Annotated in this window: 19 protein-coding genes and 1 pseudogene; 3 read left to right on the forward strand and 17 right to left on the reverse strand. The window is 69.3% G+C overall.

The window, feature by feature from the left end; genetic code table 11:
- Window positions 1-271 precede the first annotated feature (271 nt).
- The 13 genes from G4Q83_RS02765 to G4Q83_RS02825 form a co-directional block, all read right to left on the reverse strand.
- Entirely contained in the window at window positions 272-2,053 is a 1,782-nt protein-coding gene (locus G4Q83_RS02765) for a rhamnogalacturonan lyase B N-terminal domain-containing protein (protein ID WP_185817331.1), read from the reverse strand.
- A gap of 89 nt (window positions 2,054-2,142) precedes the next feature.
- Window positions 2,143-3,501 carry a sensor histidine kinase gene (locus tag G4Q83_RS02770; protein WP_128420675.1) on the reverse strand — a complete coding sequence of 453 codons (1,359 nt, stop codon included), beginning with the start codon at window positions 3,499-3,501 and terminating at the stop codon, window positions 2,143-2,145.
- Window positions 3,498-4,835 (reverse strand): sigma-54-dependent transcriptional regulator, encoded by a 1,338-nt coding sequence (locus tag G4Q83_RS02775; RefSeq protein ID WP_128420674.1) that lies wholly within the window; start codon window positions 4,833-4,835, stop codon window positions 3,498-3,500. Before G4Q83_RS02775 ends, G4Q83_RS02770 begins: the two co-directional genes overlap by 4 nt.
- A 132-nt stretch (window positions 4,836-4,967) precedes the next feature.
- Window positions 4,968-6,194, reverse strand: coding sequence for an ABC transporter permease (locus G4Q83_RS02780; RefSeq protein WP_128420673.1), 1,227 nt, complete (start codon window positions 6,192-6,194; stop codon window positions 4,968-4,970).
- 121 nt (window positions 6,195-6,315) lie between these two features.
- On the reverse strand, window positions 6,316-7,629 hold the full coding sequence (locus tag G4Q83_RS02785; protein ID WP_128420672.1) for an ABC transporter permease: 1,314 nt from the start codon (window positions 7,627-7,629) through the stop codon (window positions 6,316-6,318).
- A 16-nt stretch (window positions 7,630-7,645) separates the two neighbouring features.
- The gene (locus tag G4Q83_RS02790; protein WP_128420671.1) at window positions 7,646-8,875 is read right to left on the reverse strand and encodes an ABC transporter permease; all 1,230 of its coding nucleotides are present in this window, start codon (window positions 8,873-8,875) and stop codon (window positions 7,646-7,648) included.
- Between the two features lie 62 nt (window positions 8,876-8,937).
- Entirely contained in the window at window positions 8,938-10,239 is a 1,302-nt protein-coding gene (locus G4Q83_RS02795) for an ABC transporter permease (RefSeq protein WP_128420670.1), read from the reverse strand.
- A 13-nt stretch (window positions 10,240-10,252) separates the two neighbouring features.
- On the reverse strand, window positions 10,253-11,467 hold the full coding sequence (locus G4Q83_RS02800) for an ABC transporter permease (RefSeq protein ID WP_128420677.1): 1,215 nt from the start codon (window positions 11,465-11,467) through the stop codon (window positions 10,253-10,255).
- A 16-nt stretch (window positions 11,468-11,483) separates the two neighbouring features.
- Window positions 11,484-12,806 carry an ABC transporter permease gene (locus G4Q83_RS02805; RefSeq protein ID WP_128420669.1) on the reverse strand — a complete coding sequence of 441 codons (1,323 nt, stop codon included), beginning with the start codon at window positions 12,804-12,806 and terminating at the stop codon, window positions 11,484-11,486.
- A 19-nt stretch (window positions 12,807-12,825) separates the two neighbouring features.
- Window positions 12,826-14,064 (reverse strand): ABC transporter permease, encoded by a 1,239-nt coding sequence (locus tag G4Q83_RS02810; RefSeq protein WP_128420668.1) that lies wholly within the window; start codon window positions 14,062-14,064, stop codon window positions 12,826-12,828.
- A 10-nt stretch (window positions 14,065-14,074) separates the two neighbouring features.
- Window positions 14,075-15,406, reverse strand: coding sequence for an ABC transporter permease (locus tag G4Q83_RS02815; protein WP_128420667.1), 1,332 nt, complete (start codon window positions 15,404-15,406; stop codon window positions 14,075-14,077).
- Window positions 15,407-15,419: 13 nt separating this feature from the next.
- Entirely contained in the window at window positions 15,420-16,145 is a 726-nt protein-coding gene (locus tag G4Q83_RS02820) for an ABC transporter ATP-binding protein (RefSeq protein WP_128420666.1), read from the reverse strand.
- A gap of 155 nt (window positions 16,146-16,300) precedes the next feature.
- Window positions 16,301-17,569, reverse strand: a complete 1,269-nt coding sequence (locus G4Q83_RS02825) for an efflux RND transporter periplasmic adaptor subunit (RefSeq protein ID WP_128420665.1) — start codon at window positions 17,567-17,569, stop codon at window positions 16,301-16,303.
- 373 nt (window positions 17,570-17,942) lie between these two features.
- On the opposite strand from G4Q83_RS02825, the gene glmS reads away from it, so the two are divergent.
- A complete protein-coding gene (gene glmS, locus G4Q83_RS02830) occupies window positions 17,943-19,775 on the forward strand; it encodes a glutamine--fructose-6-phosphate transaminase (isomerizing) (protein ID WP_128420664.1) in 1,833 nt (610 codons plus the stop codon).
- 313 nt (window positions 19,776-20,088) lie between these two features.
- Here glmS and G4Q83_RS02835 read toward each other — a convergent pair.
- A pseudogene (locus tag G4Q83_RS02835) lies at window positions 20,089-21,039 on the reverse strand (FAD-dependent oxidoreductase); the annotation flags it as partial.
- A gap of 105 nt (window positions 21,040-21,144) precedes the next feature.
- On the opposite strand from G4Q83_RS02835, the gene G4Q83_RS02840 reads away from it, so the two are divergent.
- Together G4Q83_RS02840 and G4Q83_RS02845 are read left to right on the forward strand one after the other, a co-directional pair.
- A complete protein-coding gene (locus G4Q83_RS02840) occupies window positions 21,145-21,864 on the forward strand; it encodes a TetR/AcrR family transcriptional regulator (RefSeq protein WP_128420663.1) in 720 nt (239 codons plus the stop codon).
- A 290-nt stretch (window positions 21,865-22,154) separates the two neighbouring features.
- A complete protein-coding gene (locus G4Q83_RS02845; RefSeq protein ID WP_128420662.1) occupies window positions 22,155-22,628 on the forward strand; it encodes a hypothetical protein in 474 nt (157 codons plus the stop codon).
- Between the two features lie 164 nt (window positions 22,629-22,792).
- On the opposite strand, the gene G4Q83_RS02850 is transcribed toward G4Q83_RS02845, so the two are convergent.
- The 3 genes from G4Q83_RS02850 to G4Q83_RS02860 all read right to left on the reverse strand — a co-directional run bounded on the left by G4Q83_RS02850 (window position 22,793) and on the right by G4Q83_RS02860 (window position 26,423).
- The gene (locus G4Q83_RS02850; RefSeq protein WP_185817332.1) at window positions 22,793-23,803 is read right to left on the reverse strand and encodes a copper resistance protein B; all 1,011 of its coding nucleotides are present in this window, start codon (window positions 23,801-23,803) and stop codon (window positions 22,793-22,795) included.
- A gap of 230 nt (window positions 23,804-24,033) precedes the next feature.
- Window positions 24,034-25,884 (reverse strand): copper resistance system multicopper oxidase, encoded by a 1,851-nt coding sequence (locus tag G4Q83_RS02855; protein WP_128420660.1) that lies wholly within the window; start codon window positions 25,882-25,884, stop codon window positions 24,034-24,036.
- 113 nt (window positions 25,885-25,997) lie between these two features.
- Window positions 25,998-26,423 (reverse strand): CopL family metal-binding regulatory protein, encoded by a 426-nt coding sequence (locus tag G4Q83_RS02860; RefSeq protein ID WP_128420659.1) that lies wholly within the window; start codon window positions 26,421-26,423, stop codon window positions 25,998-26,000.
- Between the last annotated feature and the right edge of the window lie 16 nt (window positions 26,424-26,439).

Below are 26,439 nucleotides of genomic sequence, written 5' to 3' on the forward strand. Positions count from 1 at the left end.
TACCCGGGAAAGATCGTGAACAGGTTCTAAGCGCGACTCAGCGGAGCGGCAGCTCGCGCTCCAAGCGGTCCTGCCGCTGAAAGCGTCGGGGCGCCGCAGATCGGAAGGCTTCCTGGCAAGCCGTCGATCGCGGGAAAGCGGGCGTTGCAGCTCGCGATGCATCCGAGGTGAGCGTCTTCACGGTTTCCTTTCGGAAACGAACGGCGCCCTCCAGATGTCGTCCGACCAAAGCGGTTCACTTTTGGATCTACTTATTCCCGGTCGGAATCCTCTACTGCGCGAACTCGATAGCATCGTAGGCGAAGCCAGGACTCAGGTAGCCGGCGCCTTGCGAGCCCGAGATCGGAGAGAGCCGCAGCACATTGTCGCCTACCTTGAGAGCGCTCTGCGGGATTGCGAACGAGTAGTAAGTGTTGTTGCCACGATACGTCCCAACAGTCAGGTTCCGTGTATTGGGCTGGTTGGGAGTTCCAGGGGAGCGTGGTGCGTAGTCATTGACTTTGATCATCGGCCGCGCTCCTGCAAAAGCAATGGTGGCGCCGATGTGCACCGATGAGGGCTTCAATTGATCTTGGGACAAGTTGAACCGAACCACGATCTCGCCGTTGATGGCCGTCCACTGGTAGGCGGGGAACCCCGTCTCGGCGTTCGATTCGCCCACCACATACTCTGGCACAGCCCAAGCGCGCAATCGCGAATCGCTCGGATGCATCCAAGTCACCTTGTCGCCGTTAAGGAACTCCGCGGGTGTCCCATCCCACTCACCGATCCTCCAAACCGCGCCATTGGCCGATGGATCGTTGGCAATGCTCAGCGCTCCGACGTCGTTCGTATGTCCCGACCCGACCGTCACCTCGCGCGTATCGACAACGAGCTCGTTCTTGCAGACCAGCATCGTGTACTGTCCTGGGCGCATATTTTTGCTCGTGAATTGACCTGTAGCCGTATCAGCTTTGGTCCAATATTGCGCTTGGCCGTTCTTGAATGCGACGGTGTAGTCGAAGTATTGCGGTTCAAACTGGCCGGTCAGCGAGCCACTTATCGCCCCTCTTTTTGCATAACTGAGGTAGCCCTTCAACGAAAGGTCATCCATCCATGACGTATCGATGCTGTCCGGCGGCGCCGCCCCATTGGTGAACACCAACGTGTAAAGATTCAAGGTGCCCGTCCGGAACGCTTCGGTCTGCGCCATTCCGTAGTTGATGATGTAGGTCAGTTCCTGGTCGGTCGTGCCTTGATTGAGGAGGCTGCGATAAAACGGTCCTCCAGTCATTCCTTCGCCGTTGTCGCGGACGAACCATAGTCCGACATTTTTGGATTTCGCCCCGATGTAATGCCAGTCCTTCAGGCGCATGTTGGAATAGTGCTTCGATCTGGTCTCTCCGGTTGCGGTGCTGCAGATGTCGGCGGCTTCGATGGTCCGTTGGCAGCCATGCAGGTCGGATGCTGCGGGCCCATCGGGGAGCTTGTCAAACGGTACGCGAAGGATATACCGAACGAGTCCCTGCATCGGTTCCCGATCAAAGGCCGTTGCCATATAGATCCTTGGCTCGCCGCGCTTGGCCATGTAGTAATGTGTCAGGTTCCCTGCAGCGACGGTGACCACGATCCGATCATCGTCGACTTTCGTGGCGCGCACTTGAGCCGAGTTTCCTCCATCAAACAAATAGCCGGCACCAACGTTGAGTTGACTCCCGCGCGACTGGTCCTGGTATTCAATGCCGCGATACACCAGGGAAGCCAGGTCTCCGATAGACTGGGTGTTGTTGTTTGGTTTGATCTTGCGAACCTTGAAGACCAGATCGCCGCCCGTATCTACCGTGAAGGCGGTCTGATCCTCGGTCACCCCAAATGTTTCTTGCGCGATGGCGCTTCCTGCGCAGGAAGCGCTCAATATTAGGCCGCCAGCGTAGCCCATAAACTTGCGTCTGAGGAAAAAAAGCATTTGCATTTCTCCAACGCTGCGTCGATTTTCTGCCGTGCCAAAGAGTAACAGCATCGTTCGAAAGCGGCGTGCTTCCGATTTGCTTTTAGTCACATTTTGGATATTCAATTGATGGGCGCGGCGTGGTAATCGCCAATCTGCCGAAGGCACAGATCTCCGTCTTTTCATCCGCGCAAAGGACGGACTGCCGGTAATGCTTAACTCGTACTCCCGGACGCCAGCGGCAGTTGCACGCTCACGCACAGCCCGCCCTCGTCGCGGTTCTGCAGCGACAGGCGGCCGCCGTGCGCCTCGACGATCTCGCGGGTCAGCGCCAGGCCCAGGCCGGTGCCGTTGCGCTTGGTCGAATAGAACGGCATCAGCGCGTTGTGCAGCACCGCCTCGTTCATGCCGCTGCCGCGGTCCAGCACTTCGATGCGCAGCCAGTCGGGGCGGGTGGAGACGCGGATGCGCACGCTGTCGGCCGGCGCCAGGCCCTCGGGGCCGGATTCGTGCGCGTTCTTGACCAGGTTGAGCAGCGCCTGCTGCAGTTGCGCCGGATCGGCCCGGCTGTGCAGGTCGGGCGCTTCCAGGTCCAGCGCGAACGGGATCTGCTGCTGCAGCCCGCCCAGGAACTGCGCCCAGTGCACGGTCTGCAATTGCGGCTGCGGCAGCTTGGCGAAGCGCGCGTAGCCGCGGATGAAGCCTTCCAGGTGCCGTGCGCGCTCCTCGATGGTGCCGAACACTTCTTCCAGCCGCTCCACCTTCTGCCGCCGCACCAGCTCGGCGCCGGAGTGCGCCAGCGAGGCGATCGGCGCCAGCGAGTTGTTCAATTCGTGGCTGATGACCCGGATCACCTTCTTCCAGGTATGCACTTCCTGGCGGCGCAGTTCGGCAGTGAGCAGGCGGATCAGCAGCAGTTCGTGCGGGCGGCCGTTGAGGCGGAAGCGGCGCCGCGACAGGTGGTAGACCTGCTCCTCTTCCGGATCCTCGTCGTCGTCGATGGTGAACAGGCTGTCGCCGCCGCGCGCGACCGCTTCGCGCAGCGCCGGCGGCATGCCCAGCAGCAGGTCGTCCAGGCGCTGGCCTTCCAGTTTCCAGCCGCCGTGCAGCAGCTTGCGCGCGGCCAGGTTGGAGAACACCACGCGGCGCAGGCCGTCGCCGCCGCTGGAGGTGAGCAACATCGCCACCGGTGTGTTCTGCACCATGGTGTCGAGCATCAGTTCGCGCTGCGCCAGGCCCTGCCGCTGTTCGCGCAGGATCTCGCCCAGCTGCCCGTGCGCGGCGACCATCTCGCCCAGTTCGTCGTCGCCGCGCCAGTGCACGCCGAAGTTGTACTCGCCGTCGCGATAGCTGCTGACGGTGCCGGCCAGGGCGCGGAACAGCGAGCGCATCGGCGCGGTGGCGCGGCGCAGCGTCCACCACATCAGCGCCAGCAGCAGCAGCGCCGACAGCATCGCCACTTCCCAGCCGCGGTCCATCCAGTACGCCAGCAGCCACGGCATCGCCGCGGCCAGCGCCAGCACCGGCAGCAGGCGCAGGAACAGGCCGACGGTGAAGGAGCGGCGCCATTTCATTCGCGCGGGATTCCGTAGCGGTCCATGCGCCGGTACAGCGCCTGCCGGCTCATGCCCAGCTCGGCGGCGGCCTGGGCGATGACGCCATTGGCGCGGCCCAGCACCGCGACGATGCGCTCGCGGTCCGGTTCGGCGCCGGCGGCCGGGCGCGGCGCCGCGGGCTTGGGCAGGTTGAGGTCGGCGGCCTCGATCTGGCGGCCGCCGGCCAGCAGTTCGGCGCGCTGGACGACGTTGCGCAGCTCGCGCACGTTGCCGGGCCAGGCATGCCGCTGCAGCGCCTGCACGGCCCCGGCCGACAGCGCCTTGGCGCCGGACAGGAAGTGCTCGGCCAGTGGCAGGATGTCGCCGGGCCGCTCGGCCAGCGCCGGCAGCGACAGCTCCACCGCGTTGAGCCGGTAGTACAGGTCCTCGCGGAAGGCGCCGTCGCGGATCATCGCGGTCAGGTCCGCGTTGGTGGCGCTGATCACCCGCACCTTGACCTGGCGCTCGCGGTTGGATCCCAGCCGTTCGAAGCGCCCGGTCTCCAGCACGCGCAGCAGCTTCATCTGCCCGGCCAGCGACAGGTTGCCGATCTCGTCCAGGAACAGGGTGCCGCCGTCGGCGGCCGCGAACTTGCCTTCGCGCACCTTGTTGGCGCCGGTGTAGGCGCCGGCCTCGGCGCCGAACAGTTCGGCCTCGATCAGTTCGGCCGGAATCGCGCCGCAGTTCAGCGCCACGAACGGGCCCTGCCGCATCGGCGAATTGGCCTGGATGATCTCGGCGATCTTCTCCTTGCCGCTGCCGTTGGGGCCGGTGATCAGCACCGGCAGTTCCGAGCGCGCGACCTGGCAGGCCAGGGCGATGGCGCGCTCGCTGGCCGGGTCGGCGAACACCGCGCCGCGCAGGTCGTAGCGCTGCGCCAGCTGCTGGCGGTGGCGGCGTTCGCCGTCGCGGCGCCACTCCAGTTCGCGGTGGGCCTCGGACAGTTCCAGCAGGTTGTTGACCGTGGTCAGCAACCTGCGGTCGTCCCATGGCTTGGCCAGGTAGTCGGCGGCGCCGGCCTTGACCAGTTCCACCGCGCTGCTGAGCTGGGTCCAGGCGGTCAGCAGGATCACCGGCAGGTCGGGATGGCGTGTGCGGATCGCGTCGAACAGCGCCACGCCCTCCTCGCCGGAGGTGGTGTCGGCGGTGAAGTTCATGTCCTGCAGCACCAAGTCGATGTCGCCGTCGGCCAGGCGCCGCAGCCCGGCGTCCGGGCTGTCCGCATGCACGGTGTCGATGTCGTGCAGGGAGAACAGCACTTCCAGCGCGGTGGCGACAGCCGGGTTGTCGTCGATGATCAGCAGGCAGGGCATCGTGGACCTTGTCGGAGAGCCGGGACGGAACGGACCAACAGCGAACGCAGCGGCATCATCGCAGCCCAGGCCCGGCTTGTCCCGCCGCGGCAGCGCAGCCCTCCGGCGCTGCGCGCGGGGCATTGCCCGCGCTCAGGCACTGCGCGTCGCGACGGCCGGGGGCACCGCCGCGGCGCGCCGCGCCGGCCCCAGCACGGCGAGCTGGCCGAGCAGCCACAGGCTGACCGCACCGAACGGCAGGTAGGACAGCGGCAGCCGTGGCAGTTCATACTTGCCCATCAGCCACAGGTTGATCGCGTACGCCAACACCATGCCGAGCAGGATGCCGGCGCTGGCCAGCAGGAAGTTCTCGGTCTGGAAGTAGCGCAGGATCTGCCCACGGGTGGCGCCGAGCGCACGGCGGATGCCGATCTGCTTGGTGCGTTGCTGCACCCAGAAGCTCGCCAAGCCGACGATGCCCAGCGCCGTCACCAGCAGCAGGACCATGCTCACCCCTGCCAGCAGCCAGGCCATGGCCCGGTCGGGACGGTAGTAGCGTTCGCGCATGAGCTCCAGGGTCGTGTTCTGTTTCGATTTGAAGATGCGCACCGGACCGCGAGCGCTCAGCTTGCGCTTGGCCGCATCCAGCACCGTTTCGCGCTGGGCCGGGTCGGCCACGTTGAGCAGGTAAGTGCCGCCGGCGTAGCTGGCGCGGCCCGGAAAGATCATCGATTCGTCGTAACCGCCGTCGCTGCCGCGGTCGCGCGGCTTCACCAGCCGTTCCACCACGCCGACCACGCGGTGCGGGGGGGCGCCGAAGACGTAGAGCGATTTGCCGACGGCGTGATCGTCCGGGAACAGGCGCTGCGCCAGCGCACGGCTGAGGATGACCGCGGGAAACCGCAACGCATCGTGGCTGACGCCGTCGGTGTTCACGTATTCGTCGGCGTTGAAGTCGCGGCCCTCGACCACGTTCAGGCCCAGCGTGCGCAGCCCGTCCTCGCCCAGCATGTAGTTCGGTGCGTTCGCCGTGCTGTCCTGTTGGTCGGGGGCGAGCTTGATGCCGCTGTCCCAGCTCGAACTGCCGAACGGCAGCATGTTGACGATGGCGGCCGAGCGCACGCCGGGGATGGCGCGCAGCGCCTCCAGGTCCGTGCGCGTGACCGCCATGGCGTCGTCGCGGCGGGCCACGGCGTTGGCCTTGACCGCGATCAGGTGCGCTTCGTCGATGCCGGAGGGGCGCTGCATGCGTTCGAGCCGATTGCCGATCAGGAACCGCGCGTTGCTGACGACGGCGCAGCTCAGCGCGATCTCCAGCACGATCAGTCCGGCGGCGGTCTTGTGGCGCTGGAGGGTGCTGAGAATGGGACGGATGTCCATACGGAGAGACTCGCTGCAGGGACTGCGTTCTTCTGTTGCGCCAGAAGACCGCAAGGATGGGAGGGGACACGCGGATCCTTGCGCCGCGGCACGGTCCTGTGCGGCGACGAAGGCATGGGGCCTACTGGGTCTTCAGCTGGATGGCGGGCGCGATCCGCATCGCGCGCCAGCACGGCAGCAGTCCGGCCAGCAGGCTGGCGGCGATCGACAGCGCGAACGTGCTCACCAGCATCTGCCCGTCCAGGTGCGCCAATGGCGCGTAGGCGACCGGTTGCTGGCGCACCAGCCACAGGCCGAGCGCGGCCAGCAGCAATCCGAGCAGGCCGCCGGCCAGGCCGATCGCTCCTGCCTCGACCAGGCACTGCAGGAAGACGGCGCGCCCCGTCGCGCCCAGCGCGCGGCGCACGCCGATCTCGCCGCTGCGGCGCAGGAACTTGGCCAGCAGCAGGCCGACGGTGTTGACCAGGCAAATGCCGAGCACCGCCAGGGCCAGCCACATCTGCAGGTTGACGTCCTCGGGCACCACCCGGTTGTGGTCCAGCCAGGCGCGGACGTCGTACAGCCGCACATTCGGCGGGCGCGCATAGCGGCCGGCCGCGCGTTGCTGGCTGGCGTAGTTGGACAGGTAGCTGCGGTAGTCGGCCGCCTGTTGCGGCGTCTCCAGTTCCACCCAGTACTGCAGCCAGGCGCAGGGCGCGTTGCGGGCGAAGTCGCCTTCGGGGTCGTCGGCCGGGGAGCCGCCCCAGCAGCTCAGGCTGCCGCTGGCGGGCAGACGCAGATCGCGCGAGGTGGAGAACGGAATGAAGACATCCTCGACCTCGCCGTACTGCTGGTTGGTGAGATCGTAGAAGCGCGGATTGGGATTCCAGCCGTCGATCACGCCGATGATGCGCAGGCTGCCGCCCTCGATCGTCAAGGTCCTGCCGATCGCCGACGCGGTCCCATAGAGTTCCTGCGCCAGCGCTTGGGTGATCACGGCCACGCGCGCGTGGGCGCCGTCGTCCGCCGCGCTCCAGCTGCGGCCCTGCGCGAAGGGGACCGAGAACATCGCGAAGAAGTCGGCCGAGGCATAGCGCGCCTCGGCGATGAACGGCGGCTGCGTGCCGTTGTCCGGCTCGATCGCCACGGCACCGGCGGACATGATCGCTTGCCGCGTGCCGCGCTTCTGCGCCAGCAGGATTTCGGCGTCGTAGCGGGTCATTTGCGGCGACGGTTCCTCGCCGGCGCGGTAGCTGGCCAGCGGGCGCGGGTCGGTCTGCACGTAGAACAGGCGCTCGCTCTTGCCGGGGATGGGATCGCTGGACAGCCCATGGAACACGGTCAGCGTGGTCATCGACGCGCCGATACCGACCGCGATGGACAGCACCATCAGCGCGGTCAGCACTTTGCTGCGACGGAAGCTGCGCAAGGCGAGCATGGAGTAGTAGCCGAGCATGGACGCCGCTCCCGGGTCAGTTCGAGCGCGTGGCCACCGCCGGCGGCACCGCCGCGGCGCGGCGCGCCGGCGCGAACACCGCGACCTGGCCGAGCAGCCACAGGGTGAGCGCGCCGAACGGCAGGTAGTACAGCGGCAGCCGCGGCAGTTCGTACTTGCCCATCAGCCACTGGTTGATCGCGTAGGCCAGCAGCATGCCGAGCACGATGCCGGTGCTGGCCAGCAGGAAGTTCTCGGTCTGGAAGTAGCGCAGGATCTGCCCACGTGTGGCGCCCAGCGCGCGGCGGATGCCGATCTGCTTGGTGCGCTGCTGCACCCAGAAACTGGCCAGGCCGACGATGCCCAGCGCGGTCACCACCAGCAGCGCGACGCACACCGCGCCCAGCAGCCACACCATCGCCCGATCGGCCTGGAAGAAGTCGTCGCGGATCTCGGTGTAGGTCTGCTGCTTGAGCACCAGGCGGCTGCTGTCCACCTTCATCAGCGCGGCGGTCGCCGCCGCCAGAACTTCCTGGCGCCGTGCCGGGTCGGCGACCCGCAGCACGTACAGGCCGTCGGTGTAGGCCACGCGTGCCGGCAGCAGCATCGCGTAGTCCAGTTGATCGTTGCCGGCCGATGCCCAGGGCCGCGCCAGTTGGCGCACGATGCCGACCACGCGGAACGGCGTGTCGCCCATGTAGAGGCGCTTGCCCAGTGCGTCGTGGTCGGGAAACAGCTTGTCGGCGGTGGCCTGGTTGAGGATGACGGCGGCGCCCTGCTGCTTGCGCGCGGGGTCGTCCTTTTCTGCGTCTTCCCGATCCCGATATTCGTCCGGATCGAAGTCGCGCCCGGCCGCCAGTTGCAGGCCGAACGTGCGCAACGTGCTTTCCTCGGCCATGTACTGCGCCGCATTGAGGGTCGGCCGTTCCTGCTCGGGGGTCAGGCGGACGCCGCCGTTCCAGGAAGAGTGCACGAACGGCACCTGGTTGGTGACGGTCGCCGCGCGCACGCCCGGCACCGCGCGCAGCGCGGCCAGGTCCTCGCGCGTGCGCGCGGCGGCATTGGCCTGCGGGCCGATGCCGCCGAGGCTGATCGTGACCAGTTCCGGTTCGGCGATGCCGCTGGGCCGGTGCAGGGTCTGGATGCGGTTGCCGATCAGGAACAGCGCGTTGCACACGATCGCGCAGGCCAGCGCGATCTCCAGCACGATCAGCGCGGCGGCGGTCTTGTGCCGGCGCAGGGTGGAAAGGATGGGGCGGATGTCCATGGCGATCACCTGTGGGAGGTCTTGTCGGCAGTCGGCCCGCCGCCGCGCGGCGGGCCGGGCGGTCAGGAGGATTTGAGCTGCAGCGCCGGCGCGACCTGGACCGCGCGCCAGGACGGCAGCAGGCCCGCCAGCAGGCTGGCGGCCAGGGCCAGCGCGAAGGTCAGCGCCAGCATGCTGGCGTCCAGATGCGCGAGCCTGGCGTAGTCGGCCGGCTGCTGGCGCACCGCCCACAGGCCGAGCTGCGCCAATCCCAGCCCGGCGATGCCGCCGGCCAGGCCGATACTGCCGGCCTCGACCAGGCACTGCGCGAAAATGGCGGCGCGCGCGGCGCCGAGCGCGCGGCGCACGCCGATCTCGCCGCTGCGGCGCAGGAACTTGGCCAGCAACAGGCCCACGGTGTTCAGCAGGCACACCAACAGGAAGCCCAGCGCCAGCCACAGCTGCAGGCGCACGTCGCCGGGCACCACCTGGTTGTGGTCCAGCCATTGCATCACGTTGCGCAGGCGGGTATTGGGCGGGCGCTCGAAGCGGCCGGCGGCGCGCTGCTGCTGCGAGTAGTTGTCGAGATAGGTCTTGTAGTCGCCGGCCTGCGCCGGGCTTTCCAGTTCGACCCAATATTGGACCCAGAGGCAGGGAGCGTTGAGCGCGGTCTGGTCGGCCGTGCTGCGGTTGCCGAAGCAGTTCATGTTGCCGTTGGGGTCCAGCTTCAGGTCCATCGCCACGCTGAAGGGCAGGTAGGCCTGTTCGTCGGCGCCGTAGCTGTTGGTGATGTCGTAGAAGCGCGGATTGGCTTCCCAGGCGTCGAGCACGCCGACGATGCGGAAGGTGTTCTTGTCGATGCGCAGCTCGCGGCCCAGGCTGTTGGCACCATCGAATAGCTTTTCGTTGAGCTTCCTGCCGATCACCACGACCCGTTCGTGGCGGTCGTCCTCGCTGGCCGACCAGCCGTGCCCGTACAGGAACGGCGTCTGGAACATCGGGAAGAAGTCCGCGGAGGTGAAGCGCATTTCCAACTTGAACGGCTTCAGGCCGCTCTTGAGCGGCTCGATCGCCGCCGACCCGCCGCTCATCATCGCCTGCCGCTTGGCCCGTTTCTCGCGCAGCAGCGTTTCGGCATCGAAGCGGGCGTTCTGCATGTCCGGTTCCTCGCCAGGCTGGTAGCCGGCCTTGGGCTGCGGATCGACCTGCACGTAGAACAGCCGGTCGCTCTTTTGCGGGATCGGATCGCCGGAGAGCACGTAGAAGACGGTCAGCGTGGTCATGCTGGCGCCGATGCCCAGCGCGATGGCCAGCACCATCAGCGCAGTGAGCACCTTGTTGCGGCGGAAGCTGCGCAAGGCGAGGAGGACGTAATAGCCGAACATGGGTGGCTCCGGGTCAGGCGCTGCGGGTGGCGGTGGCGGGTGGGACGGCGGCGGCGCGCAGGGCCGGGCCGAGGACGGCGAACTGGCCGAGCGCGCACAGCAGCGCCGCGCCGGCGGGCAGGTAGCTCGCCGGCAGCCGCTCCAGTTCGAAGAAGCGCATCAGCAGGACGTTGCCGGCGTAGGCCAGCAGCATGCCCAACACCACGCCGGCGCCGACGATGAGCAGGTTCTCGGTCTGGAAGTGCTGCAGGATGTCGCGGCGGGTGGCGCCGAGCGCGCGGCGGATGCCGATTTGCCGGGTGCGTTGCTGTACCCAGAAACTGGCCAGTCCGACGATGCCCAGTGCGGTCACCAGCAGCATTGCGGCGATGACCGCCACCAGCAGCTTGGCCATGGCCCGGTCGCTCTGGAAGTAACGCTGGCGCAGTTCGTTCAACGGCCTGCTGTACTCGGTGTCCAGGACCGCCTCGGGCGCGGCGCGCGCCACCGCGGTGCGCGCCTGTTCGACGATGCGCGGCAGCTCGCGCGGATCGGCGCGCAGCACGTAGACGCCGGACTGCGACGCCTCGCGCACCGGGATGAGCACCGACCAGTCGCTGCCGATCGCGCCATCCTCGCTGCGGCCGGGATCGGGCCGGGCCAGGTGCGGCAGGGTGCCGACCACGCGATAGTGGCCGCCGGCCCAGACTTCCCGGCCCAGCGGGTCCTGGCCCGGCCACAGATGGTTGGCCAGGGTACGGGTGATCCACACGTCGGCCGCGGCCGGGGCGAAGTGCGCGATCGGCTGGTAGTCGGCGTCGTTGAACGCGCGGCCGCTGTCGGGCTTGAGGCCCAGGGCGGCAACGGCGTCCGGGCCGGCCATGTAGAAGTGCGGCACGCCGCCGACCTGGGTGCAGGCCTGATCCAGGCAAATGCCGCTGTTGGCGACCGCTGGAGCGAACGGCACGGTATTGATGGCACCTGCCGCGCGCACACCGGGAATGCGGCGCACGGCATCGAGCGCGCGTGCATTGAGATCGGCATCGTTGCAGCCGTCGCAGCCGGACAGGGACACCAGTCCCAGCGCGGCTTCGTCGACGCCGCTGTCCAGCTGCATCAGATCCAGCCGGTTGCCGATCAGGAAGAAGGCATTGCACAGCACCGCGCAGGCCAGCGCGACCTCCAGCGCGATCAGCGTCGCGGCGATCCGGTGGCGGCACAGGGCGCGCAGGATGGGGATGATCTGCATCATGGCGTGGTCCCGGTCACAGGCTCTTGAGCTGCAGCGCCGGCGCGATCCGGCTGGCGCGCAAGGCCGGGAACAGGCCGGCCGCCACGCTGCAGCCGACGGCCAGCACGAAGGTGCCGGCAAACGCCGACAGGTCCAGACGCGCCAGGTCGGCGTAGGCGGCTGGCTGCTGGCGCACGCTCCACAGGCCCAGCAGGGTCAGCAGCCATCCGCCGACGCCGCCGATCAACCCGATCACGCTGGCTTCGGTCAGGCACTGGGCGAAGATCGCGCGCCTGGACGCGCCCAGCGCGCGGCGCACGCCGATCTCGCCGCCGCGGCGCAGGAACTTGGCCAGCAGCAGGCCGATGCTGTTGAACAGGCACAAGCCCAGAAACGCCACCGCCAGCCAGCTCTGCAGCCGCACGTCGCCAGGCACGACCCGGTTGTGGTCCAGCCACTGCGGCAGGGACAGCAGCCGTGCCGTGTCCTTGCGGGCGATGCGTCCGGCCGCCTGTTGCTGGGCGGCGTAATCGGCCAGCAGGCGGCGGTAGTCGGCCCGCTTGGCCGGCGTGTCCAGCTGCACCCACAGCTGCACCCACACGCACGGTGCGCTGCGCAGATCCAGCGGCTGGGCCGGCGTGCCGAAGCAGGTCCACGGCTGGATGTGGCCGTCGTTGATTTCCAGGCTGGTGGACAGCGGCGCGAACACGTCCTGCGGCTTGCCATAGAAGCTGCCGGTATCGCCATGGGCGAAGCTGCCGCCGGCCAGCGTGTAGAACTGCGGCGACGGCCGCCAGGGCGCCAGCACGCCGACGATGCGCACCGCGTTGCCGCGCACCAGCAGGCGGCGGCCGACGCTGTTGCGGCCCTCGAACAATCTGTTGTTGAGATCGGCCGAGATCACCGCCACCCGGGCGTGGTCCTGGTCGTCCCGCGCACGCCAGCCGCCGCCGTAGGCGAACGGCACCTGGAACATCGGAAAGAAATCGGCCTGCGTGGACAGCATCTGCGCCATGAACGCCGGGCCCTCGCGTTCGGGCGCGCGCAGCTTGATCTGGCTCTCGGCCACCACGGCCTGGCGATCGGCGCGCCCGCTCTTCCACAGGTCCATCGCGGTGGGGTAGTCGAGCTTGTCGAACGGCTGCCGGCCGGCGCTGCCGGCGGGGCGCGGATCCAGCTGCGGGTAGAAGATGCGCTGGCTGCGCCCGGGCAGCGGATCGCCGGACAGCAGCCGCATCACCGTCAGCGTGGTCATCGCCGCGCCGATGCCGACGGCGATGGCCAGCACCATCAGCGCGGTCAGCACCGGGCTGCGGCGCAGGCTGCGCAGCGCCAGATTGAGGTGATAGGCGAACATCGGAAAAGGTGGGTCCTGGTCAGGCGCTGCGGGTGGCGACGGCGGGTGGGATCGCGGCGGCGCGGCGCGCCGGCGCCAGCACCGCGAGCTGGCCGAGCAGCAACAGTGCGACCAGACCGATCGGCAGATAGACGGCCGGCAGCCGCGGCAGCGCGTAGTGCGACAGCAGCCACAGGTTGGCGGCGTAGGCCAGCGGCATGCCCAGCGCGATGCCGCTGCCGGTGACCAGCAGGTTCTCGACCTGGAAATGGCGCAGGACCTGGCCGCGCGTGGCCCCGAGCGCGCGGCGGATGCCGATCTGGCGGGTGCGTTGCTGGATCCAGAAGCCGCTGAGGCTGGCGATGCCGATCAGGGTGATCGTCGCGACCACGGCGCTCACCGTGCCGAACAGCCAGATGGCGGCACGGCGCGGCTTGAGCCGCGCGTCGCGCTGCGACTCGTAGTCGCTCACGCGCATGTCGATGCCTTCCATCATGTCGGGGCCGAGGACATGCTTGAGCCGCTGCGGGATCTGCGCGATCACCGCCTGGCGCTGCTCGGGGGCGGCCCGGACCGCGTAGGTCAGGATCGGCACGCCGGTCACCTTGCCGGCCGTCACCATCGAGAACTCGGCCTTGCCATCGTCCAGTTCGTCGATCTGGTAGCGCAGCAGGTGCTTGACCGTCCCGACCACGACGAAGCGCGCGGGGTCCTTGGGGTCCTTGCCAGTCAGCACGCCGCCCAGTGCCGGCCGGTTGCCGAACATGTGCCGCGCCAGCGCGTCGGTGATGATGACCGCTTCGGTCTGGCCGGGCACGTCGGGCGCGCCGAGATCGATGTCCTTGCGCTCCTGCGCACTGAAGTCGCGGCCGCTGCTCAGTTGCAGGCCGAGCGCGTCGAGCAGCGTGTCGCCGGTGAACAGACTCACCGTTTCGGTCGCTTGCGGACCGGTGACGCGCCCGGTCATCGTCAGCGTGGAACTCATGGGCAGGCCGATCGTCGGCGACACCGCCTTGACGCCGGGGATCGCACGCAACGCTTCGGCGCCGGCGCGCACCTGCGCGGCGTTCCAGCTTCCCTTGTTGCTCACCAGTTGATCGACCAGGACCAGCTCGTTGCGCGGCAATCCATCCGGGACCAGCATCGGCCCCAGCTTCTGCCACAGCAGGAACAGCATGTTGGCCAGGATGGCGCAGGCCAGCGCAGTCTGCGCGACCACCAGCAACGGCATCAGTCGCTGTCGGCGCAGAGGGGCGAGATAGGGGCGTAGCGGCGTCATCATGGCTCTCTCAGAGGCTCTTCACTTGCAGGGCAGGCTGCAACTGCACGGCGCGCCAGGCCGGAATCGACCCGACCAGCAGCCCGGTGCATACGGCCAGCAGCAACAAGGGCATGAACAACTCCGGCTGGAAGCGGGCCAGGGTGCTGTAGCTCTGGTCCTGCAGGCGGACCACCCACAGGCCGAACAGGGTCGCAGGCAACGCGAGCGCTCCGCCGAGCAACCCGATCAAGCCGGCTTCGGTCAGGCAGCGCACGAAGACCGCCCCGCGCGGCGCGCCGAGCACGCGGTGCACGCCGATTTCGCCCGCGCGCTTGAAGAATCGCGCCGCCAGCAGGCCCGCCACGTTGACCACGCACAGGGCGAGCAGGGCGATGGTCAGCCAGAAGTTCAGGCGCACGTTGTCCGGGACCACCCGATTGGCGTCCAGCCACTCCGGCACGCTGTGCAGCGTGGCCTGCGGCGGCCGCGCGTAGATGCCGGCGGCATGGCGTGCGCTGGCGAACGCGAGCAAGGCGTCGCGGTAGCTGTTCACCTGCGCGGGCGTACGCAACTGCGCCCACAGGTTCATCCAGCGGCAGGCCGCGACGTTGATTTGGTTGAAGCGCACGCCGCCGGGCGAGCTGTCGTCGCACTGCTGGTCGACGAGCGGCGTTGCGGCCGCGTTCAGCGTCGCCTGCACCGGCACGAACAGTTCGATCCTGGTCTCGTTCCAGACCGTGTCCAGCGACTGGATGAAGTAGAACGCCGGCCGCGGCTGCCAGTCGTCGCTGATGCCGATGACGCGGAACAGGTGCTTGCCCACGCGGATTTGCTTGCCGACGCCGTTTTCGGCGCCGAACAGCTTCAGGCTCAGCGTGTGGCCGACGATCGCCACCGGCGTGGCGGCGCGTTCCTCCTGCGCGGTCCAGGCGCGGCCGTGCCGCAGCGGCACGCCGAACATCGCAGGCATCGGACCGAGCGCCATCACCCCGTAGATGCCCTGGCGCCGCCTGCCGTCCTCGTCGCTGACGGTCAGATAGCTCGCCGCCAGCGTGGTCTGCCCGATATCCGGATGCGCAGCGATGAACGCCTTGGCATCGCCCAGCTTCCAGTGCGACGGCGGCAGCGGGTTGGGCTCCATGTCGTCGTTGCTCTTTTGCGCCTGCCGCGACTCCACCCAGCCGGTGTACAGCTGCTGGCTCAGTCCCGGCAGCGGATCGGCCGAGAGCAGCGCCAGCAGGGTCAGCATCGTCATCACCGAAGCTAGGCCCAGGGCGAGGGTGAACACGGCGAGCAGCACCGTGCGCGGGTGCCTGCGCGCGCCCTTCAATCCGAGTTCCACGGCGTACGGCAGCGGCATGACGGGCCCTGTCTCAGCGGTCGTCGGCGGCCGACGGCGTCGCCGCGCCGGCATGCGCCAGCACCGGTTCGCGCTGCAGGTCGGTGGCCTGCCCATCGACGATGTGCACGTTGCGCTGCGCGCGCGCGGCCAGTTCCGGATCGTGGGTGACCATGACGATGGTCGAGCCCTGCGCGTTGATCTCCTCCAGCAGTTCCATCACCCCGCGCGCCATCTGCGAGTCCAGGTTGCCGGTCGGTTCGTCGGCCAGCAGCAGGCGCGGGCTGCCGGCCAGCGCGCGCGCGATCGCCGCGCGCTGTTGCTGGCCGCCGGACAGCTCGGACGGATAGTGCTTCATCCGCGAACCCAGCCCGACCCGGCCCAGCGCCTCCTCGATGCGCTGCTTGCGTTCGGCCGCGGCCATGCCGCGGTAGCGCAGCGGCACGTCGACGTTGTCGAACAGGTTGAGGTCGGGGATGAGGTTGAAGCCCTGGAAGATGAAACCGATCTTCCGGTTGCGCATGCGCGAGCGCGCGTCGTCGTTGAGATGGCTGACGTCCTGGCCGTCGAGCACGTACTGGCCGCTGGTGAAGGTCTCCAGCAGGCCGGCGATGTTGAGGAAGGTGGTCTTGCCGGAACCGGACGGGCCGGTGACGGCGACGAACTCGCCCTCGCGGACATGCAGGTCCAGCGAGCGCAGCGCGTGCGTCTCGACCTGTTCGGTGCGGAAGACCTTGGAGACGGAGCGCATTTCGAGCATGAGGTGGTTCCTTTGCTAGGGGGGTGGTTGTGGTGCGGGGACTGGGGATTGGGGACTCGGAAAAGCAGACGCCATACAGACAACTGAAATTTCGGCGGGGAGACGGACAACTAAGGTGTGGGCTCTTCCGAGTCCCCAGTTCCCAGTCCCGGCTCCTAGTGCACCGTCACCTGCGGCGCCTCGCCGAACAGGTCGCTGCCGGAGACCACGACGCGGTCGCCCGGCTGCAGGCCCGAACGTACCTCGACTTCGCCAAGGCTGGTGACGCCCAGCTCCACCGGGCGACGGATCGCCGCGTTGCCGTCCATCACGTAGGCGTAGCGGCCGCCGGACTGTTCGACGAACGGGCCGCGCTCGAGCTTGAGCACGTTGCGCCGCGTATCCAGCAGCACCCGCGCGCTCATGCGCTGGCTCTGGCGCAGGCCGGGCGGCTGTCTGTCGGTGAAGCGGATGCGTGCGTTGACCTCGCCGTTGACCACTTCCGGCGACACCGCCGAGATCGCGCCGGCGAAGGGTTCACCGGCGCCGCTGGTCAGCTGCGCCGGCATGCCGATCGCCAGGTCGCGGGCGAAGCTCTCCGGCACCTTGATCTCCAGCTCGAACTTGGACAGGTCGACCACGCTCAGCACCGGCGCGTTGGCGGCGAGGTTGGTGTGCTGCGACACCTGCACCTGGCCGACCTGGCCGTCGAACGGCGCGCGCAGCGTGAGCAGGTCCACCTGGCGCTTGACCTCGGTCACCACCGCGCGCTGACGATCGGCGAGCAGGCGCTTGTTGCGCGCGTCCAGGCCGGCGCCCCGGGTCTGCAGGCCGGAGTCCTTCTGTGCGTGGCGCATCGCGATGTCGGCCTTCTTCAGCGAGTCCTGCGCCTTGGCCAGTTCCACCGCCGGCACCGCGCCGCCGTCGTAGCCGCGCTGGTAGCGCTCTAGATCGCGGCTGGCGGCCTGCCGCTCGATCTGCGCCTGGTCGACCAGCTTGCTGGCGTTGGCGCGCGCCAGCACCGCGTCCAGGTCGGCGCGGCCGGCCTCGGCCTCCAGGCCGGCCAGCGTGGCCTCTTCCTGGGCGAGCTTGCTGCGCAGTTCGGGGCTGTCGATCTCGGCCAGTTCCTGGCCCTGCTTGACCACGTCGCCGGCGACCACCTTCAGGCGCACGGTGCCGCCGGAGATCGCGTACAGGGTAGGGCTGTTGGCGGCGATCAGGCGCCCGTCGGCGGAGATGTCGCGGACCAGGTCGCCGCGGCCGACCGTGGCGATGCGCACGCGCTGCGCGTCGAACGAGCGGCTGCCGGCGATCCAGCCGCGCGCGGCGAAGGCGATGCCGAGCAGCACCGCCAGCGCGATCAGCGCGGGCCAGAACCAGCGGCGCCACGCGGCGGCGCGGGGGTGGGCGAGAACCTGGTCCTGGGCGGACGTGTCGCGGATCATCGGTCGGGTCGGCGCAGTGGAGAATGAACGAATCCAAAGCACGCCGCGTGCCAATCCCAAGTGATTGGAAAAAGAAAGGTTTCGTTGCGACGGGCGGTTGTCCGCGTGTCCGCGGACACGTTCGCGGACACCGTGCCCGCTGCCGGCCCGGACGACCGGGATAGGACGCGCTGCCGCGATCGGCGTCTGGAGCGTGCGTTGCGCCGGGTCCGGCGCTCCCCGGTCGCCCATGCGCGGATGCCCGGTGCCGGTCCCCACCCCCCGGGCGGCGCTGCCAGGGCATGCCATGGCGCGTCCAAGTCGCGCCGGCACGTCCTGCAGGATATGCAGCGGACAAAGCTAGAATGGCGATCTTTCGGTGCAGGGTGCGGCTATGTGCGGGATCGTGGGTGCGATAGCGGAGCGGGACGTGGTGCCGGTGCTGATCCAGGGCCTGAAGCGTCTGGAGTATCGCGGCTACGATTCTTCCGGCATCGCGGTGGTGGCCGGCGACGGCGTGCGCCGGGTCCGTCGCACCGGGCGCGTGGCGGAGATGGAGAGTGCCGCGCTGGCCGAGGACCTGCATGCCACGCTGGGCATCGGCCACACGCGCTGGGCCACCCATGGCGGCGTCACCGAAGCCAATGCGCATCCGCACGTCAGCCATGGCGACCTGGCGCTGGTGCACAACGGCATCATCGAGAACCACGAGCAGCAGCGCGCGCGCCTGCGCGCGCTGGGCTACGTGTTCGAGTCGCAGACCGACACCGAGGTCATCGCGCACCTGATCCACCACCACGCCGTGCAGGGCCTGTCGCTGCTGGCGGCGCTGCAGGCCGCGGTCAAGGAACTGACCGGCGCCTACGCGCTGGCCGCGGTCAGCAAATCGCGCCCGGACGTGCTGGTCTGCGCGCGCATGGGCTGCCCGCTGCTGATCGGCCTGGGCGAGGGCGAGCACTTCATCGCCTCCGACGTGTCGGCGGTGCTCCAGGCCACGTGCCGGGTGATCTTCCTGGAAGAAGGCGACACCGCCGAGCTGAGCCGGAGCGGGGTGCAGGTGTACGACGCCGGCGACCGGCCGGTGCAGCGCGAGGTGCACCTGTCGGAGGTGTCGCTGGCCTCGCTGGAACTGGGTGCGTACCGTCACTTCATGCAGAAGGAGATCCACGAGCAGCCGCGCGCGCTGGCCGACACGCTGGAAGCGCTGTTCGACGCCGGCGGGTTCGACAGCGCGCTGTTCGGCCGCAACGCCGACGCGCTGCTGGCCGACCTCGACGGCGTGCAGATCCTCGCCTGCGGCACCAGCTACTACGCCGGGCTGACCGCGCGCTACTGGATCGAGTCGATCGCCGGCCTGCCGTGCAGCGTGGAGATCGCCAGCGAATACCGGTACCGCGCCGCGCACGCCAACCCGCGGCAACTGATCGTGACCATCTCCCAGTCGGGCGAGACGCTGGACACGATGGAGGCGCTGAAATACGCCAAGTCGCTGGGCCACGCCAGGACCCTGTCGATCTGCAACGTGCCCGAGAGCGCGATCCCACGCGCCAGCGCGCTGGTGCTGTACACGCGCGCTGGCGCCGAGATCGGCGTGGCCTCGACCAAGGCCTTCACCACGCAACTGGCGGCGCTGTTCCAGCTCACCTGCGTGTTGGCCAGGCTGCGCGGGCGGCTCGGCGAGGCGCAGCAAGCGCAGTGCCTGGAGCAATTGCGCTACCTGCCGGGCAGCGTGCAGCACGCGCTGAACCTGGAGCCGCAGATCGCGGTGTGGGCCGAGCGCTTCGCCGACAAGCACAACGCACTGTTCCTGGGCCGTGGCCTGCACTATCCGATCGCGTTGGAAGGCGCGCTCAAGCTCAAGGAAATCACCTACATCCATGCCGAGGGCTACCCGGCCGGCGAACTCAAGCACGGCCCGCTGGCGCTGGTCGACGCCAACATGCCGGTGGTGGTGATCGCGCCCAACGACGCGCTGCTGGAGAAGGTGAAGTCCAACATGCAGGAAGTGCGTGCGCGCGGCGGCGAGCTGTTCGTGTTCGCCGACCAGGACAGCCATTTCAGCGAATCCGAAGGCGTGCACGTGATCCGCACGCCCCGCCACGTCGGCCTGCTGAGTCCGGTGGTGCACACCATCCCCGTTCAGCTGCTCGCCTACCACACCGCGCTGGCGCGCGGCACCGACGTGGACAAGCCACGCAACCTGGCCAAGTCGGTGACGGTGGAGTAGGCGCGGGCGCGGGGCGTTCGGCTGGCCTGCGTACTGCCGCATGGCCGGCCACAGCAGGGCTGCGCGGCGCGATCCGTCGCCAATGCGGGCACGGCCGCACCAGCGCGGCCGAATGCCGGCGTAACCGACCCGCTACTCGGCAACGCTGTCGAAGAAGTCGGACCAGGCTTCGAGGCGCGTCGTCGTCGAAGAACATCGCCAGGTTCCGCGCTGATTCCTCGGCAAAGGGCGCGCTGCGGGAGAAGAGGTCCTTTTCGTAGGCGGCGAGCGCGGCCTCGACATCGCCGGGATGGGCGACAAGGGCCTTGCCGAGTTCGGCAGCGTCGTAGAGCGCCAGGTTGGCGCCTTCGCCGGCGAACGGCGACATCAGTTGCGCCGCATCGCCGAGCAGGGTCACCCCGGGCCTGGGCTCCCAGCGGTGCCCGACCGGCAGCGCGTGGATGGGGCGAAGCACTGGAGCGGTATCGCCGTCGGTGCCGAGCGCCGTCAATGCCGGCGCCCAGCCGGCGAATTCCGCGGCGACGCGGGCCAGCGCCGTCGCCGGGTCGGCGAAGTCGATGCGGGCGAACCAGTCCTCCGACCTGGACAGCGCCACGTAGGTCTGCAGGGTGCCATCGGCATGGCGGTGCGCGAGGATGCCTTTGCCCGGCGCGATCGCCATCATCGTGCCGCCGCCGACCGTCTGCGCGCTGGCGGGGTGCCGGGTATCGCCATCGAACAGGCAGGTCTCGATGAGGGACGTGCCGGCATAGGCGGGCACCGCGTCGGACAGCAGCGGACGCACTCTCGACCAGGCGCCGTCCGCACCCACCAGCAGATCGGCGGTCGCCGTCGCGCCGTCGGCGAAGCGCAGCAGGTGCTGTCCGTCGCCGAGCGCGGATGCCGCGGCGAGCTTGCGTCCCCAGCGGATCGTGCCTTCGGGAAGCGCGTCGATCAGGAGCCGGCGCAGGCTGCCGCGATCCACCTCGGGCCGGTCGCCGTGGCCCATGTCGGGCCGGTCGACCAGGAGGGTGCCGTGCCGGTCGACGACCCGCTTGGCATCGGCGCCGGGAAGGACGCGTTCGAGGAACGCGTCGTACAGGCCCGCGGCCTTGAGCGCGCGCTGGCCGTTGTAGGTGTGGATGTCGAGCAGGCCGCCCTGCGGGCGGGCGTCCGCCGAGGCCTCGGCTTCGTGGATCGTCGCGGCGATGCCGTGCACGTGCAGGACGCGTGCGAGCATGAGCCCGCCGAGCCCGGCGCCGATGATCGCGATGGCAGTGTGCATCTGGGTTTTTCCTGGGAGGGGAGCGCGCCGGGCATGGTGGGCGCAAAGCAGTGGAACGGCGTTCCACAATATTGGAATGTTGTTCCATTCGTGTCAAGATGCGGCATGGTCAAGAAGACGCGCAGTACCCAACGACGCGAGGAATCGCTGACCCGGGAGCAGATCGTGGAGGCGGCAATCGCGTTGCTGGACGACAGCGGCGAAGCGGGACTGACCTTCCGCGCGCTGTCCGAACGGCTCGCCACCGGCCCCGGCGCCCTCTACTGGCATATCGCCGACAAGCGCGACCTGCTGACCGCCGCCTGCGATGCGATCGTCGCGCGCACCTTGCAGGCGCCATTCGCCGGCGCGACGCCGGAGGCGGCGATACGCGCGCTGGCGCTGGGCATGTTCGACGCGATCGATGCGCATCCATGGATCGGATCGGCGCTCACCCGCGCGCCCGGGCAATTACCGATCGTGCGCGTCGTCGAACGCATCGGCCAGCAGGTGCGCGCGCTTGGCGTGCCGGATGCGGAACAGTGGCCGGCTGTGTCCGCGTTGCTGAGCTACATCCTCGGCGTCGGCGGCCAGAATGCGGCCAATACGCAGTTGGCGCGGACCCAGGGCATCGCCAGGTCCGAGTTCCTGGACGCAGTGGCGACCGCCTGGTCCGGGCTCGACCCGGAGGCGTATCCGTTCGTGCGCAGCCTGGCCGGCCCGTTGCGTACGCAGGACGACCCAATGGATTTCATCGCCGGGATCGATCTGATCCTCGGTGGGCTTGCATCGCGGCAGGGCGCTGCGCCGTTGGTTGGCGCCTCGCCGAAGCGCCGCAGGCGCTGAGCCGCCACGAACCGCCGGCACATGGCCGCCGCCGGCGTTCGCAAGGCGGCGCGCGGTTGCGGGCTGTGCCGCGCCGGCGTGCGCGCTGTCCGCGAGGTCGGTGGGTGCGGTTGCAACGCGCACGAGGGATCGCGGCCGCGCCGCTTGGGGAACCTGTGCAGGCATGGCGGCCGAACGACGCCGCGGCGGCACCGAGCGTGCGATTGGCAGCCCTCGCCCGCGGTTGCCAACGCAGTGGCCCAGGTTATGCATAAGCTCCTGGCGAGGGTTCCCACCACGCAGGAGGACGCATGTACGAGTCTTTCAGACAGGGGGCGCCGGCCGAACTGTGGCAGGCGCTGGTGCACGAGGCAGGCCAGTGGCTGGGCCGGCCGCTGGACGCATCGCGCGAGAGCTATCTGGTATTCGTGCTGCTGCGCTACCAGGGCGACGGTCACCTGCTGGCGCGCACCCAGGCGCTGGCCTGGCTGCATGCGCAGGAGCAGGTCGGGCGCGCCCGCGCCGACGCGCTGCGCGAGGTCGGCGATGGCTGCCTGCTGATCGCCGGGCTGTTTCCCGGCGTGGCCGAGCGGCGCCGGGTCAGCGTAGACTATTTCATCGACCTGGGCCGCGGCGCCTACTACGAGGTCGCCGAAACCCGCGCCAGCGACGCCGGGCTGTTCGCCCAGCTGGCGCGCAGCTACCAGGAACTGGTGCGCACGCTGGGCGCGCTGCGTCCGCCGCGCGGTTGGCGGGTCGGGGAGGATGGTTCGCTGCGCGCTTGAGCGGCGAGAACCCCCACGACGAAGTGCTCGTGGGTCGCCGCGATGTCACATGCTGCAATCGACGCCAATACAGTGGGCACGGTGTTGTAGGAGCGGCTTCAGCCGCGACAGGATCCGTCAGTAAGGCCTGTCGCGGCTGAAGCCGCTCCTACAGGGAATGGCCGCTAGAACCAGACCCGCACGCCCGCCACCACGCGCGTGTCGCGTGCGGCGTCTCCCGCGTGGCGCCGATAGTCGGCCGTGCTGCCGAATGCGCGCTCGTGCACCACGCCCAGGTACGGCGCGAAGCGGCGGCTGATCTCGTAGCGCAGGCGCAGGCCGGCCTCGAGCGTGGACAGGCCGCTGCCGATGTCGCGCGCACGGTCGTCCGCGAACGCGACATCCGCTTCCAGCCGCGGCTGCAGGATCCAGCGGTTGCTCAGCAACACGTCGTACTCGCCCTGCAGGCGCGCGCTGGCGCTGCCGCCTTCGCCGACGTACAGCGTGGCGGCGACCTTGAACTTGTACGGCGCCATGCCCTGCACGCCGAACGCGGCCGAGGTGCGCGCGGCGCCGGGGGCGACGTCCTGCTTCACCCCGACCAGCAGGTCCCACCAGGGCGACACCGCGTGGCCGTACAGCGCTTCTAGGTCGGCGGCCTCGGTGCGGCCGCCGCTGCGCTCGCCTTCGCTGCGCAGCCACAGCCGGTCGATGTCGCCGCCGTACCAGGCGCTGGCTTCCCAGGCCTGGCCGCTGCCATGGTCGGCGTCCCAGCCTTCCAGGCGATCGAACAGCAGGTAGCCGTTGCGCGACGGACCATGCGGTATCGTGTGCGCGCGCCGCGTCGGGAACGCGGCGGCGCGATCGGCGTCGGCGAGCGGCGGGATCGGCTCGCGCGGTAGCGCGGAGGAGGGCGCGACCTTGCAGGTGCATGCCGCGCTCGATGGCGTTGCAACTGGCGATGCTGCAGCGGGGTGATGCATCCCGGCGTGGTCCGGCATGGCGCCATCGGCCTGCGCTGCGGTTGGCGTGCGGTGCTCCATCGTGGCGGGGTGCATGCCCCTGTGCTGTATGTCTGCATGGTTCGGCATGGCGTGGTCGCCGTGCGCTGCGTGGTCCATGGACATGTGCTGCATGCCGCCGTCGCTCGCCGTCGCAGCGGCCGGAACAGTGTCGACGTGTGCGCCATGATCCATCGCTGCGTCATCGCCGCCGGCGACGGCAGGTGGCGATAGCGGGATATGCATACGTATCCCATCGTCGGCAGGCGGACACACGCATGCTGCAGGCGCAGGTCCAGATGCAGATGCAGGTACGGCGATGCCGGCATCGGCAGACGCATGCACATGCTGCGCACGTGCGGCGCCGTGGGCGAGCAGCAGCGCCAGGCCGACGGCCTGCGCGAGCGTGGAGAGCAGCGCGGCGTTCATGCGTCCACCCGCACTTCGCGCATCATGCCGCCGTCCATGTGGTACAGCAGGTGGCAGTGGTAGGCCCAGCGACCCAGCGCGTCGGCGCGCACGCGGTAGCTGCGGCGCGTGCCCGGCGGCATGTCCACGGTGTGCTTGCGCAGCTGGAACCGGCCGGCGGCATCCTCCACGTCGCTCCACATGCCGTGCAGGTGGATCGGGTGCTGCATCATCGTGTCGTTGACCAGCACGATGCGCAGGCGCTCGCCGTAGTTGAGCCGCAGCGGCTCGGCGCTGGCGAACGGGACGCCGTCGAAGGACCAGGCGAACTTCTCCATGTTGCCGGTCAGGTGCAACTCGATCTCGCGCCCGGGTTCGCGCCCGTCTGGGTCGTCGAACAGGCTGTGCAGGTCGGCATAGGTCAGCACCCGGCGGCCATTACCGCGCAGGCCGATGCCGGGATCGTCCAGCTTCGGCGCGGTGGCGCAGGATTGCATGTCCACCAGCGGATTGCCGCGTTCGCTGCGCGCATGCGTGGGCGCAGCGCCAGCGCCAGCGCCAGCGCCGGCATCGGCATCGGCATCGGCATCGGCATGCGCGCCGTGGTCCATCGCCGCGTGGTCCATGCCGGCCATGCCCATGCCGGCGCCGCAGCCGCCTTCCATGCCCTTCATCGCGCCGCCGCCGTGGTCCATACCGGCGTGCCCGCCCATGGCGTGGCCCATGTCCTGCATGCGCAGCAGCGGGCGCGGATCGTTGGCCGGCACCGGCGCCTGCAGCCCCTGGCGCACGGCCAGGGTGCCGCGCGCGTAGCCGGTGCGGCCCATGTCTTGGGCGAACACGGTGTAGGCGTCCTGGCCGCCGGGTTCGACCAGCACGTCGTAGGTCTCGGCCGCGGCGATGCGCAGTTCGTCCACGCTCACCGGGTGCACGTACTGGCCGTCGGCGGCGACCACGGTCATCTTCAGCCCGGGGATGCGCAGGTCGAAGTAGGTCATGCTGGAGGCATTGATCAGACGCAGCAGCAGCGTTTCGCCGCGACGGAACACGCCGGTCCAGTTGCCGCCGGGCGCGACCCCGTTGAGCAGGTAGGTGTAGGTGTTGGCGTTGACGTCGGACAGGTCGCTGGGCGTCATCCGCATGCGTCCCCACATGCCGCGGTCGGCGAGGGTGGCGCGCAATCCGTCCTCGCGCGCGTCGCGCAGGAAATCGCCGACCGTGCGCTGGTAGGTGTTGTCGTAGGACGGCATCTTCTTCAGCCGCCGGAACAGCGCCGCCGGGTCCAGGTCGGTCCAGTCCGACAGCAGCAGCACGTGTTCGCGGTCGTAGCGGTAGGGCGGCGGCTGCAGCGGATCGATCACGATGGCGCCGTACAGGCCGGCCTGTTCCTGGTGCAGCGAGTGGCTGTGGTACCAGTAGGTGCCGGACTGGCGCAGGGTGAAACGGTAGCGGTAGCTTTCGCCGGGATAGATCCCGTCGAAGCTCATGCCGGGCACGCCGTCCATGTTGGCCGGCAGCAGGATGCCGTGCCAGTGCACCGAGGTCGGTGTGCGTCCGGGCAGGCGGTTGGCCACGCGCACTTCGACGCTGTCGCCCTCGCGCCAGCGCAGGATCGGCGCGGGCACGCTGCCGTTGACGGTGATGGCCGGACGCTCGCGCCCGGTGAAGTTGACCCGGGCGCTGCCGATGCTCAGGTCGAAATCGCTGCCGTGCAGCTGGTCGGGTACGGCGCCGTCGCGCGCCAGTGCGGCGGCCTGGGCCGGGCGCAGCGACAGGCCGCCGAGGCCGGCGGCGGCGCCCAGCGCCAAGCCGGTGACGAAACGGCGCCGCGACGGCAGGGCCGGCAGGCCGGAGGAAGGTGGTTTCATGAGCGAGCCTCGATACGATGCGATGCGCGACCGCCTGGGGCGGTGCGCGCAGGGAGCGGCGGCGCGCAGGGGCGCGGCCGCAGTGGCGCCGCCCGCGGGCGGCGGCGTCGCGATCAGGCGCTGGGAGGTCGCTCGAGCCGCGGCAGGCCGGGCGCGCCGCGGCCGTCCTGGCGCCGGCTGGGGAACGGGCGCTGCGCGACGACCGGCAGCGCCAGCGGCAGCGCGATCGGCGCCGGTAGCGGCTGTGCATGCGGGCACTGGCAGCCGGTGGCGCCGCAGCAACCGTGCTTGCCGGCCTGCTTGGGGCAATGGCCATCGCCATGGTCGGCAGGTGGCGGTACGGCCGCCTGTGGGTGACAGGGCGTCGCTGCGCCGGCGGCAGAGGCGACATGCGCCTGGCTGGCGGCGTGGCGCTGCGTGGCGTGATCCGCGCCGGCCGGCGTCGCGGCCATGCCCGGCATCGCCACCGCCGTGCCGGCGCCATTGAGCACTAGGCTCAGGCACAACAGCAGGCGGGTCGGCAGGGCGAAGATCGGCACGGAAGACGAAAGGGGC

The organism is Xanthomonas theicola, assembly GCF_014236795.1.
In the GTDB taxonomy this organism is placed as follows: Bacteria; Pseudomonadota; Gammaproteobacteria; order Xanthomonadales; family Xanthomonadaceae; genus Xanthomonas_A; species Xanthomonas_A theicola.